Below are 12,349 nucleotides of genomic sequence, written 5' to 3' on the forward strand. Positions count from 1 at the left end.
CTCAGCATCGCCGAGAAGATCGACATCTGAGGCCTTGGCGGACGGCCGCAGTCGTCCGCCATCTCATACCGGACGTCTCTCATGATTGACCGTAGCGGCCGCTCAGAGCCCAAAGCCGCCGACCAGTCGCTACCTTTCATGGGCTACAGTGAGTTGCGAAGCAACTTTGAGGAAGTACCGCTCTGCCTGGTGACCAACCAATCGTGTTAGGGGCCCTGGCACAATGTCAGTAATTCACGACTATCAAGTCTCAAACCGTTCGCTGGGCGGTAACGCATGGGCTGGTCTTAGTACACAGTGAAACCTCCATCGGTATTGTATGTTGCACCCGTGATATTTGACGCTTCGGGAGAAAGCAGAAAAAGCATGATGGCGACTTGCTCTGCTGACGTTGATCCTCTTTTTTCCTCATCACTGTATTGCAATAGACTTTGGATTTTTGAGAGCGATATTCCCGTGCTGACAAATCCCGAAGCGATCCGCTGGCGGATAATTTCAAACGCTCTTTCGAACATTGGCGTAATCGTGGTTCCCATGCCGGTCGAGTTTACGCGGATGCCGAAGGGAGCGTAGTCAATCGCCGCATTCTTTGTCAGACCCTGCACCGCATGTTTCGAAGCAACATAAGGCGGTGTTCCGCCGAAGCCACGAATACCGGCCACCGACGCAATATTCACGATAGATCCACCTGTCCCCTGGGCCATCAGTTGTCGCAACTCGTGACGCATCGAATAAAAAGTGCCGGTCACGTTTACCTCCATGACCCGATGCCAGTATGCGTCACCCGCAGCATCTATGCGAGCCATGAGCCGATCACGCTGATTGACGTAGTCGATCGGCTCATCGGGATGCAGTGCGTCCATCACGCCAGCGTTGTTGATTGCCGCATCAAGGCTGCCGTATTCCGACACGCAAACCCGTACCATCTCCTCGCAAACGCTGTCTTGCGAAATGTCCCCGGAAACGAAAACCATGTTTAGCCCTTCGGCCACAATCGCCGCTGCTGTTTCAGCGCCCTTCTCTTCAAGGATGTCCACGCCGACGACATTTGCACCCTCTCTTGCAAGCCTGAGTGCGGCGTCGGCCCCCATACCGCGAGCGGAGCCGGTTACAATCACATTCTTGCCAGCGAAACGTCCTGGCATGAAGTAGTCGTCTGGGACACGTGCAATATTCATGCGCCCTGGAACGTCCGGGTCCGGTGTGCCCCACGGGACAGCGTACTCTTCGAGAGCAATACTCAATGCGTCATTCAATTCCTGCGCTTCGGCTTTGCTGAGTGTAAGTCCACTCGTAGTGCCGGCAGCGGCAATGCCCAGTGATTTCAAGAGCTCTCTTCGGATCATGTATTTGTCTCCTGCAGCGGAACTTTGTTGGTTAAACTTCGTCGCCTAGGTGACGACGGTCGCGGATAATGCCGCCAGCAAATGTGTTCAAAATGCATAGCGGATAAACAGCATGGCACTCAGCCAATCATTTGCGTCCCCGCCCAAGGCGGCTTTTGTTCCGTCGCCGGGCCAAGTGTATGCGATGTGCCCGTGGACATAAGTATTTCGGTTGACGAACCATTTGGCTGTAAAATTCGCTTCATAGCCATATTCGGAGTCCGACAGGCTACTCAGCGCCGGGTTGCCTCCGATATTGTTTTTATCTTCCGCGTAAAATGCCCAAAGCTGAGGTACCAGTTCGAACTTCGGATGCGGACGGAACCGCGCCTGTACCCGATGCGCAATCACATTGCTGTCCTGTACAACTTTAAAATGGTTGGCACCCTGAACCCATTGTTCGCCTGTCCCACCCGATAGCATCGGATCCCAGCGTTCATATGTGTCGGTGTTGGGGTCATCGCCACTGAAACTGGCGATACGGTAGCTAATTGTTGGGGACCACTTTGCATCCGCGAAGCTGTAGCCGACTTCCGCCCACCCGGCACGCGCGTCCATGTCGAAATTCCTGTTGCGCTGAACGGCGTATTCGCCACCGAAGAACGCACCCGAAGCCCCAAAGCCATTCGGCGTGTAGCTGAACCGTGCATCGAAAACCTCTAGACCCTCTCGCGTGCCCGCAATACCACCGATCGGGCTGAAATAATTGAAGTTTGACTCCGGCGACGTCACATAGCTGACGCCAATGTTGAGGTTCGCTGCAGGCTGGAACTCAAGATTTGCACCCGCATATGTCGTTTCGGAATCAATAACCTCTAATTCGTCAGGGTCGAGATAAAACAACTCGAACATGGTCGTATTGTACCTAACGCGACCCAGTGCCAGCATGTCAGCCGACCAACGCGCATTCGCTTGCAAAGCAGCACGGTTGCTGCCGTTGGATGCGGTGTTCGCAATCAAGAATCCATTGGCTAGCGTGAAACGTTGGCGGCCAACAGTGAGGTTATAAGAAAATCGGTTTCCTTGGTCTGAGGTCTCTCCACCGACGAAACCCACATATGCGTCTTCGATCCCGGTATAGCTTCGCGTCGTGTCCGTAAAGAGTTCCTGCCCGGTCGAACCCGATGTGATTGCACTGAGCCCACCGTAAAAATAGAGCCGATCGTTTATAGGTGTAATACCGTAGATGCCGTAGTGAACATAGGCTTCCAACCAGTCATCGTAGCCCTTTCCAGCAGGCTCGCCGTCCACCAAAGGATTGCCATTTAACATGAGGTCAGGGCGACCGTACCACGCGTTGTTGTTGGCGTAGTAGAGACCCAGCATATCCAATTTGAACCGCAGATATGTTCCGTCCTTTTCGTAAATAGTGGGAAATTCGCCGCCGAACGCCAAGCCACGGCCTACAATGTCAGCGGCCTCGCCCAGCGAAACGAGCACGTCGATGTTCAGCCCGCCACGACGGCCAAAGGAAACTTCATATTCGACGGCTGCGACATCTCGACTTCGGCGGGCCTGGGAAAGCCGAAGCTCAAGCTGCTGTTGAGAGAACCGTTGACCCGGAAACAGGGCGAGCGCAGTGCGGACACTGTCCTCCACCCGTGCGTTCAGGCCCGCGTCTGCGCTCGGGTTCACAATCCGGATTTGGACCTTTTCAACCAGTTGGTTTATGTAAGGGTCAACGCCCGCAACCCCTTGGGCGTAGATAGCTTTTGGGCCTGTGACGAGTATTGCGGAGATAAGAGCAGCAAGGATCAGAGTGGGGCCAAATATCCACCTTTTGATTGTGAGCATGATTCCTCCGTTTACCGTGAATCCAATCTCGGATAATCATTCCGACACCTAGTTTGATCCAAGAAATTTCAAAGACGAAAACGTCACCCCGACCTGCCAAAAACAGATGTGTCGAAGGCTGACTTTTTCCATGCTCGACGGCACACAACTTTTGCGAAAACTTTCTTTGGCTGCGTTACCTCGCTCACAGTTTAGGCAGTTAGATTGAGAAAACATGTTCTGCAGCGTTACTATGTCGGCTTGGTCCGCGACCCGGTCATAGTCTTGATTTTTGCTGACGTCTGCTCCCGTGAAAAGCAGTCTTTCTTCGTCGAAGTTTCGAGATTTTCGCCCTGAACGTCAGTTATACGCTTCCAATCAGCCACCTGAGGAAAAGGCTCGGATGACCGGGTCGAGCCCAACCTGTACCTTGGATTTTTTCGCTGCGCGCGCTCGCCGCAGCAAAATCGCCGCGACTGCAATATTTTCGGCGCCGCTGCGCGGCATGAAAACCAGCCATTCAAGCAGGCTGCGGCGAGACCTGTCACCCGAATTCACAGGTCGCGGGACAAATCCGCCGCTCCCATTGCCGAGAACGATGGAGGCAATCAGCCCAAAGCGGTCATGCTTGATCAGCACGTTGGGCGGAAAGTGTGAATTCGCGGCCGTGCAGCGTGTAACAGATGAGATCGCAAAAGGGGACCTTCATTCCCGCGACCTGCGGCCCGTCCTGCCCAGAGATAGTGCGTACAAGGCACACCCAGAAAGGCCTTCTCGGCTTTCAATCCCTAAGCGCGGACAAAGTCTTTTCTTGTGGTTTCTCCACCGGGCCCGTCTGGGATGCGAGCGGTTGAACGGGCGCACTCCATGACGTGACGAACAATAGCACTCCGACCACGGTCACACAGGTCGCACCGGCGACTTGGGCAACGCTTTCAAAGCGTTGGTGGGTGGCTGCATTCGAACCGATCCGCTGCGCAACCTTTGCGCGCCCCCAGATGGCCGCTACGCCGATCAGAGACATGGAGATCGCCATGCCCAGCGAGATCGCGCTCACCATGGTGAGCGCCGGCCACACAAGGTCATTTGCAAATCCAACCAGCATTACGATCAGCGCGCCGGTACAGGGCACAATACCCACCGCTGTCGCAAGCCATCCGTCAGTTCCTCTGGACGATTTTTTGGCAGTTGCGCAGGCAGCGCAGCCGCTGTGGGTATTGTCGTCATTCGGGTGCCTGTGATGCGGCCCGTGTTCGTGGGCTGTTGACGCCGTTCTTCGGAGGTCATGAATTGTCCGAAGGCTTTTCCAAAGCATACAAAGGCCAATTGCAATGATCAGCGCATAGCTGCCCAGCCGGATGAGCCGGTAATCGGATGGTGCCCCGCCGGTGGTTTGCCGGATCGCAAGGTCGAGCAGGAAAACAGCCGCAACGGCCGAGAACACGTGTACGATGGCGATGCGAACTCCCATCCCGACACCGCGGCGCAGGCTACCCCCTTCACCGACGAAATAGGAAATCACGACGGCCTTGCCGTGCCCCGGCCCAAGCGTGTGCAGGACCCCATAAAGAAACGCGACAAGAAGAGCGAACGCTACCGTCGCCAGCGACTTGCCCTGATCCATCGACGTCATTGATGTTGTGAAGAGATTGCTGATCCAGGCCTGGGTTCGGACCACGATATTGCCCTGAACAGGCGCAGCGGCAGACGCCTTGATTTCACCCGGTACGCCCCAAACCTGTGCCTCTTTCAATGAGTAGGATGCTTCGACCATCCTCTGCCCGTCGACGAGGAACAGGTTGCTGACAGACGGTTTATGTTCCAGAACGCCACGGAGCCGAATTGCGTGAAACGCTTCGTCTATTTCAATGCCTTCAGGCACATCGACACGGACCATCTGGTTGGGCGGCGGCGGCGGAGTGTGAATGCAGGCCCCTACCCACGGCACCAGCAGAAAACTGAATACGCGCCCGTTATCCCCGCGCAGCGGCAGGACGTATCCATCAAGCGAAACTTCGTGCCCGAGATACTGCCCGGTTACGCCGGTCGCCTCTTCGCGCCGTTTCTCCATCACCACAAGGCGCTGGGTCAAAAGCTCGTCCGCGTCAAAGCCTTGGTCGCGCAGCCGCACACGCGCCTCCTGTGCCCGCTGGCCGAGTTCGGCGTCATCCACGCGGCGCGCGGCATCCAGGATCGTTCGCAGGTCATCCTTCTGCTTGTAGGACATCTCGAGGAACGGATCGTCATAAGGCGCCGTTGACGGCGCCAGATCATCCCAGACCACATGCGCTGGCGCATCGGCCAGCGCGGTCGAAGGGTGCAGCCCCAGCACAAGCAACAGCAAGAGCACCATACGCCCGAAAAAGGTGATGACTTGTTGCGCGTCCATAGCAGGCCTTTCCATGTCACACCGCGTTCTTGAATTTGACGCTGCCCATCATGATCAGATCAATGTTTCCCCACGGGTTGGCGGCCAGTCTCAAATCCTCGAGAGGGTTGACGACAACCAGGATCAGGCCTCCGTCGGTGACGAAACTGGTGACGTCGATCATCTCCGCGGACAACCCGTCAAGGACATTAGTGTGTGTATTGTTAATAGGACAGGGGGCGTCCCGCGCCCCCGCGACCGAAGCCGCGAGGACGAAAGCAAAGGTAGTCAGCTTTCGGCCACGCATGACCGGTCACTCCATGTCGAACTTGTAGATGGTGCCGTCCTTCATGATCATGCCGAAGTTCGCCTTGGCATCGCCGATCAACTGCAGATCCTCCAGAGGATTGCCGTTGACGAGGATCATGTCCGCATAGGCGCCTTCCTCGATCACTCCGAGCGGGCCCAGTGGGTAGGGCGTCAGGTCGCCCGACATCTTCAGCAGCTCGGCGTTGTCACAGGTTGCCATTTTAAGCGTTTCATACGGCGTGAACCAACGTTCCATCTTGGCCAAGACGGCACCCTGACGTTCGGCAAGATCCGCGCTGAACAGCGTATCGGTACCGAAGGCGATCTTCATGCCCAGATCCTTGGCGGTCTTGTAAACGAAGTCGGTGCCGTCGGTGACAAACTTGTACTTGGCTTTCTGGAACTCGTTCAGGGCCGGCGCATCCTCGTCATCAAGGAAAGGCTGCATGCTGAGCCAGACGCCCTTGTTTTTCATCATCTGCAGGGTCTCACGGGTGGCCATGTGGCCGTGCTCGACGCTGCGCGCGCCATTCTCGATCGAATGCCGAACCGCTTCATCATTGATCGCATGGGTCGTCACATAGGTGCCCCAGGCTTCGGTGGCTTCGACAGCGGCCTGGAATTCCTCGTCCGTGAACTGGATCGTGTGGATCGGGTCATATGCTGAGGTCACACCGCCACCCGCCATCAGCTTGATGTGCGTCGCGCCCTGCATCAGGTTCTCGCGCACACGTTTCAGCACATCCGGAACGCCGTCGGTGATGTAGAACATGTTGTTCGTCTCGAACGAATGAAGATCGCCGATGGCCTGAGGCACTTCCCGCGTAATCCGGAAATCCTGGTGGCCGGCGGTGATTGACAAGGCTGGCCCGGATGGAAAGACCCGCGGCCCGTCGATCAGCCCCTCGTTCGTTGCGCGCGCGATGTCGAACATCGGTCCGGCCACGTCACGCACTGTTGTGAACCCGCGCGACAGCGCGTTGTTCTGGGCCTTGGCAGCCAAAAGGTTCCAGTAGCCCTCGCCCGTCAGGGCCAGTTGCGCGATCGTCGCTTCGGCAAAGACCCCATGCCAATGCGCGTCGATCAGGCCGGGGATGAGCGTGTAGCCCTCGGCATCGATCTCGAAAGCGCCTTCGGGTGCCTCAAGATCGGAACCAATGGCGGAGATCAACTGACCGGAAATCAGAACGTCAACATCCGCGAGCTCTTCGTCACACCCGTTGAAGACCTGTGCCCCCCTGATCAGGACACTGTCGAATTTCATCTTTACGTTGGTGGTTTCAATTTCACCGACGACACCGGCCGGGACGACCTCATGGTTGGCCTCATGCGCCAGAACGCTGACCGGAGTCGCGGCGAGCGTCGTGCAGAGCAGATAGGTGAGTGATCTGTTGGTCATGATGTACATCCTCATTTTCAAGCGATGAATGAATTTGGTTTTGGTCGCGCAAAACTGTTTTGGGGTGCGCAGCCTGGGTTTTCAAAAAATAGCGGATCGCGGTGAGTGGACCCGCTGGGCTTTCTTGTGCTTCCGTGGCACTGAAATGTTCAGTCACATGAGGGCGTGAGCAGACCCAAGAAGTCAACAGTGACATCGCCCCGCATCAGAAGTTCAGCACCTTATATCCAACCTGGACAGACCACTCTGCCGGCCTGTCGCCGCCAAACAGAATGCCAGGCTTGATGAACACTTGACCGTCACCGCCAAATGCCTTGCCCGTCAGCATGCCCGCGGTCACCTGTAGGCTGCCGAACGTCGCGTCCGTTTCCCAATCGTGGATGATGGCCGGGTCGAAGGTCAGGTAGAAACGCGGATTTTTCAGCTTGGGAACATAGTAGAAGTCGATCGTGGTAGTGTTCACATTCTGACCTTGATCATTTCCGCCCTCCAGTCCGAATGTCTGAACCCAGGCCGGGGCGAAAATTGCTCCGTTGTTGAGAAACCACGCGTAGAAGGCCGAGGTTTCACCGGCAAATTGACCATAGCCGGCGGCTTCGGTTTCTGCTGTGTCCAGAAACAGTTCAAAAGTGAAAGCGGCCCCGTTTTTCTCGGTAAGGTAAAAAACGTCAATGTAGGTAACGCTGATGTCGCCCAGCGTGAATTCAACCCCTGGCTTTCCGCCGAAGATGGGGTTTGCGTTGAACGGGCTGTCCGATCCGGGCACGGTGATCCGGAAGGCCCGTTTCCCACCCTCACCAAAAGGCTGCGTATAGAAGGCCTCGAACAGACCGGTGTTCAGGTCGGAATTGATCTGGTTGAACTGATACTGAAGCCCAAACTGCGTCGTGAGCAGCGTTGGATTTGTTCCGTTGTTGATCTCGCTGAGGTCTTCCTGAGCTTTGGCAGGTGGTGCAATGGTGGCTGCAAAGAGAGCTACCATTGCAGGTAATCTGCGCAGCTTCGGTGCAAGCGATGTGCCCGAGGCTCGATACAAGGATTTGATTTCGACGGTGTCCACTCGGCTGTTCCCCATCTCGAGTTGGTTCTGATCTCGTCAGCCTTTCGACACGCGCTGACACTCTCGCATGAGACAAGCCCAGATTTCGAATTGCAACCTGAAAAAATTTTCATACACCATGAGGGATCATGAGGGATGATGTGCTACCCAACGCGTCCTCGACCGTTGTCAGATTTTCTGCCGATCTGGCCGGAGGTTTCTGTTCCATTGATCTATGCTGCCAGTTCGGCCACCATACTCAAGTCCGTTTCGACGACCTTGGCTGTGAGAATGGTCCTATTTATGGGTTTTAATTGGACACGGCTATCCAAAGCCGGCCTTCACCCATAGCCGGGCACCGGCGGTTCGGTCCGCACTGTGTAATTCGCCAATCCGCAGATTTAGCCGTTGCAGCGAATATCAGGTTCGGCGGGCCGCACCGCAGCATGCCGTGCTACGAGTGAACGGCAGGTCTGGGCCGTCCTCAAACTATGCAATGGTCCCTATCCTGCGCATTGCTGTAATTGGGGGATCGCGCAGCATCGGTCAAAGTGGGCTCTTTGCCGCCAAATGCTCACGCGGCATTCCGCCGCCAGGCGGCTCCCTAGGATCTGCCATTCGAAAGAGATGGTAAAATCGCCCGTCAGCACTGTGTTGATGTCTGGGCCTGGAGGGAGGATTGGAGGGCATATCATGCCAAGAGTTCAACTTCCCGCCGTCACCCCAAAACGCAAGGCTTGGAACAAGGGGCGGATCATCGGGCAAAAAAGGCCACTGCTTCCGAAACAAGTCTGGGCGATCCGGGCGCGACTTGAACTGGCGGGAAGTCTCCGCGACCTGGCGCTGTTCAACGTGGCGATTGATAGCAAGTTGCGAGGCTGCGATCTGGTCAAGCTCGCCGTGACCGACTTGGTCAAGGATGATCGGGTCAAAGAACGGGTTTCGGTTATCCAGAGCAAAACCAAACGGCCAGTTCAGTTCGAACTGTCGGAAAACACACGAGATACCGTTTTGGCGTGGGTTCATTCACCTGAAATGTTTGCATGCAGGTTTATGTTTCCTAGCCGCTTCCATGATCGTCCGCATATTTCAACGCGCCAGTACGGTCGACTTGTCCGCGACTGGGTTAAAGCGATTGGCTTGGAGCCAAGCGGGTACGGAACCCATTCGCTACGCCGAACCAAGGCGGCCGAGATTTATCGAAAGACTGGCAACCTCCGCGCCGTGCAGCTTCTGCTTGGACACACGAAGGTGGATAGCACGGTACGATACCTCGGTGTTGAACTGGAAGATGCGTTGAGTATTGCGGAGCGGATCGACATCTGAACTACCTCGGCGGACGGCACTTGCCGTTCACCGATTCAGAACGGACCCACAGACTAGCAGCGACGAAAGAGGAAAAAGAGCCCAAATTGTTGATTTCCGCTGAGAAGTGACCCGGTATTTTCACCGAGATTTGACCCACCTTTGTTTATGTCTCAGCGTTTATGTTGTGGTCAATGTTGGCGTTTCCTTTCTCGTTTTCCTTGCTTCAGAACTTGCCTTGAAGCGGTAGCTGTCGTTACCGGTTTCGAGGATGTGGCAGCGGTGCGTGAGGCGGTCGAGGAGAGCTGTTGTCATCTTTGCATCCCCGAAGACCTGCGCCCATTCAGAGAAGCTGAGGTTGGTTGTGATGATGACGCTGGTGCGCTCATAGAGCTTGCTGAGCAGGTGGAATAGCAGTGCGCCGCCGGATGAGCTGAATGGCAGGTAGCCGAGCTCGTCGAGAATGACCAAGTCGACCTTGGTCATCATCTCAGCCATCTTCCCGGTTTTGCCTAGCACCTTTTCCTGCTCCAGCGCATTGACCAGTTCCACTGTCGAATAGAAGCGGACTTTACGCCTGTGATGTTCGATGGCCTGAACGCCGATGGCAGTCGCGATGTGGCTCTTGCCAGTACCGGGGCCGCCGATCAGGACAACGTTCTCTGCATTTTCCATGAACTCTCCGCGGTGCAATTGCCGGACAGTGGCCTCGTTGATCTCACTGGATTTGAAGTCGAAGCCTGCGAGGTCTTTGTAAGAGGGGAAGCGCGCCACCTTGGTGTGATAGGCGATTGACCGCACCTCCCGCTCAGCGATCTCAGCTTTGAGAAGCTGAGACAGCATCGGTGTTGCGGTCTCGAAGGCGGGCGCGCCCTGAGCGACCAGATCCTCTACTGCATTTGCCATGCCATACAGCTTGAGGCTGCGCAGCATGATCACGACGGAAGCTCCTGCTGGATCATGACGCATGGCGCTTCTCCCCGGTTTGTCTCAGATCATCGTAGCGGTCCACGTTTGCCTTCGGGGTCGTTTCCAAAGCCAGCGCATCTGGTGGGTCGATCTCTGGAAGGTCTGTTTGCTTCTTGTCAATCAAGCGGTGCAGCAGGTTCAGGATATGCGTCTTGGTAGGAACCCCGGCTTCCAACGCCAATTCTACGGCGCGTAGAACTGCGTCCTCGTCGTGATGCAAAACCAGTGACAGGATATCGACCATTTCCCTGTCACCACCCTCTTTGCGGAGCATATGATCCTGGAGTCGACGGAAGGCATCTGGCATCTCTGTGAACGGCGCACCGTTACGCAGAGCACCCGGTTTACGTTGGATGACTGCCAAATAGTGACGCCAATCGTAGACCACTCTGCCAGGCTTGCGATGTGACCGCTCTATGATCCGCTCATGTGAACAAACGGTTTGGCCCTCAGCCACGATGACCAGACGTTCGGGGTAGACATGCAGGCTGATACGCTGGTTGGCAAAGCTGGCCGGCACGCTGTACCGGTTGCGTTCGAAGGTCACCAGGCATGTCGGCGATACCCGTTTGCTGTGTTCGACAAATCCATCGAAGGCGGGCGGCAGCGCCATCAACGTGGGCTTCTCAGCTTCCCATGCATCAGCAACAGTACCCGGCAATTCCCGGTGCTTTGTCTCGGCCCATAGGGCGACACAGCGATCCTCAAGCCATTGGTTCAGCTCGCCCAGATCCTTGAAGATGGGCATGACCTGCCACAGCCGGTTGCGCGCATCGCGGACGTTCTTCTCGACCTGACCTTTCTCCCAACCCGCAGCAGGGTTGCAGAACTCTGGTTCAAAAACATAATGGCTGGCCATGGCCTTGAAGCGGGCATTGATGTCACGCTGCTTGCCTCGGCCCACACGGTCCACGGCCGTCTTCATATTATCGTAAATCCCGCGGCCGTGAACGCCACCAAACACGCGGAACGCATGCCAATGGGCGTCAAACAGCATCTCATGCGCTTGCAACGGATAGGCTCGCACGAGGAAAGCCCGGCTGTGTGAGAGTTTGATATGGGCGACCTGAAGCTTGACCCGATCTCCACCGATATTGGCCCAGTCTTCGCTCCAGTCGAACTGGAACGCTTCACCCGGCTGGAATACCAGCGGCACGTAAGTTCCGCGTCCCGTCGTCTGTTCCGCACGGTGCCGATCTGACCGCCACGTCCGCGCGAATGCGGCAACACGGCCATAGGATCCTTCATAACCCAGCTTCACCAGATCAGCATGCATCTGCTTCACCGTGCGCCGCTCCTTGCGGGGCTTGCGTGTCTGGGCGAGCAGCCAGGCAGACAACCGATCCGCATACGGATCCAATTTGCTAGAACGCGGCGGTGTCTTGAACTTCGGTTCTACAGCGCCTTCGCGTAGATACTTTTTGATGGTGTTGCGAGACAGCCCCGTGCGCCGTGAAATCTCGCGAATTGGCATTTTGTCACGCAATGCCCAGCGTCGTATGACACTCAAAAATCCCATGTCGATCACTCCAAATCTCCCCAAACGAAAACGTCGGGGCAATGTGCTCACATGGGTCAATTCTCAGTGAAAATTATCTGGCTTACCGGGTCACTTCTCAGCGGAAATCAACAGCGGGCAGGAAGTAGTTTTCCAAGAGAACCCGGTTCTTCATCGTCTGGTGCCAGCGCTTAATCTTACCCTGGGTCTGCGGATGGTGCGGCGCACCACGAACATGATCCATGCCTTTATCCTCAAGATAATCAGCCAGATCGGCGGCAACATAGGATGAGCCATTATCACT

General features: G+C 56.1%; 10 protein-coding genes and 1 pseudogene. 1 reads left to right on the plus strand and 10 read right to left on the minus strand.

Annotation, left to right across the window (positions count from 1 at the left end; all coding sequences use genetic code 11):
- Window positions 1–287 precede the first annotated feature (287 nt).
- From ACR0BF_RS19835 to ACR0BF_RS19865, 7 genes are all read right to left on the minus strand, one after another.
- Complete coding sequence (locus ACR0BF_RS19835) at window positions 288–1,346, minus strand: SDR family NAD(P)-dependent oxidoreductase (RefSeq protein ID WP_480625630.1); 1,059 nt, start codon at window positions 1,344–1,346, stop codon at window positions 288–290.
- A gap of 87 nt (window positions 1,347–1,433) precedes the next feature.
- Window positions 1,434–3,179, minus strand: a complete 1,746-nt coding sequence (locus ACR0BF_RS19840; RefSeq protein ID WP_480625631.1) for an alginate export family protein — start codon at window positions 3,177–3,179, stop codon at window positions 1,434–1,436.
- A 357-nt stretch (window positions 3,180–3,536) separates the two neighbouring features.
- A complete protein-coding gene (locus tag ACR0BF_RS19845; protein ID WP_480625632.1) occupies window positions 3,537–3,797 on the minus strand; it encodes a hypothetical protein in 261 nt (86 codons plus the stop codon).
- Between the two features lie 142 nt (window positions 3,798–3,939).
- A complete protein-coding gene (locus tag ACR0BF_RS19850; protein ID WP_170598323.1) occupies window positions 3,940–5,547 on the minus strand; it encodes a HoxN/HupN/NixA family nickel/cobalt transporter in 1,608 nt (535 codons plus the stop codon).
- Window positions 5,548–5,563: 16 nt separating this feature from the next.
- A complete protein-coding gene (locus ACR0BF_RS19855; protein WP_480625633.1) occupies window positions 5,564–5,833 on the minus strand; it encodes a hypothetical protein in 270 nt (89 codons plus the stop codon).
- A gap of 6 nt (window positions 5,834–5,839) precedes the next feature.
- Window positions 5,840–7,234, minus strand: coding sequence for a metal-dependent hydrolase family protein (locus tag ACR0BF_RS19860; RefSeq protein ID WP_480625634.1), 1,395 nt, complete (start codon window positions 7,232–7,234; stop codon window positions 5,840–5,842).
- Window positions 7,235–7,439: 205 nt separating this feature from the next.
- Window positions 7,440–8,294, minus strand: a complete 855-nt coding sequence (locus tag ACR0BF_RS19865) for a hypothetical protein (protein ID WP_170369649.1) — start codon at window positions 8,292–8,294, stop codon at window positions 7,440–7,442.
- A gap of 672 nt (window positions 8,295–8,966) precedes the next feature.
- Between ACR0BF_RS19865 and ACR0BF_RS19870 the strand changes: the two genes are divergently transcribed.
- The gene (locus tag ACR0BF_RS19870) at window positions 8,967–9,599 is read left to right on the plus strand and encodes a tyrosine-type recombinase/integrase (protein ID WP_480625635.1); all 633 of its coding nucleotides are present in this window, start codon (window positions 8,967–8,969) and stop codon (window positions 9,597–9,599) included.
- Window positions 9,600–9,758: 159 nt separating this feature from the next.
- Here ACR0BF_RS19870 and istB read toward each other — a convergent pair whose 3' ends face one another.
- From istB to ACR0BF_RS19885, 3 genes and pseudogenes are all read right to left on the minus strand, one after another.
- Window positions 9,759–10,547, minus strand: coding sequence for an IS21-like element helper ATPase IstB (istB, locus tag ACR0BF_RS19875; RefSeq protein ID WP_480474839.1), 789 nt, complete (start codon window positions 10,545–10,547; stop codon window positions 9,759–9,761).
- Window positions 10,537–12,066, minus strand: a complete 1,530-nt coding sequence (gene istA / locus ACR0BF_RS19880) for an IS21 family transposase (RefSeq protein ID WP_480625636.1) — start codon at window positions 12,064–12,066, stop codon at window positions 10,537–10,539. The genes istB and istA overlap by 11 nt, the downstream gene beginning before the upstream one ends.
- A 115-nt stretch (window positions 12,067–12,181) precedes the next feature.
- Window positions 12,182–12,349 (minus strand): annotated as a pseudogene (locus ACR0BF_RS19885) (IS3 family transposase); the annotation flags it as partial.

This window comes from Ruegeria sp. AG7 (assembly GCF_056541545.1).

Excerpts from the sequence above, each read along its gene's own strand:
- ACR0BF_RS19860 (WP_480625634.1), bottom strand. The coding sequence starts at position 7,234 with ATGACCAACAGATCACTCACCTATCTGCTCTGCACGACGCTCGCCGCG.
- istA (WP_480625636.1), bottom strand. The coding sequence starts at position 12,066 with ATGGGATTTTTGAGTGTCATACGACGCTGGGCATTGCGTGACAAAATG.
- ACR0BF_RS19855 (WP_480625633.1), bottom strand. The coding sequence starts at position 5,833 with ATGCGTGGCCGAAAGCTGACTACCTTTGCTTTCGTCCTCGCGGCTTCG.
- ACR0BF_RS19840 (WP_480625631.1), bottom strand. The coding sequence starts at position 3,179 with ATGCTCACAATCAAAAGGTGGATATTTGGCCCCACTCTGATCCTTGCT.
- istB (WP_480474839.1), bottom strand. The coding sequence starts at position 10,547 with ATGCGTCATGATCCAGCAGGAGCTTCCGTCGTGATCATGCTGCGCAGC.
- ACR0BF_RS19870 (WP_480625635.1), top strand. The coding sequence starts at position 8,967 with ATGCCAAGAGTTCAACTTCCCGCCGTCACCCCAAAACGCAAGGCTTGG.
- ACR0BF_RS19850 (WP_170598323.1), bottom strand. The coding sequence starts at position 5,547 with ATGGACGCGCAACAAGTCATCACCTTTTTCGGGCGTATGGTGCTCTTG.
- ACR0BF_RS19835 (WP_480625630.1), bottom strand. The coding sequence starts at position 1,346 with ATGATCCGAAGAGAGCTCTTGAAATCACTGGGCATTGCCGCTGCCGGC.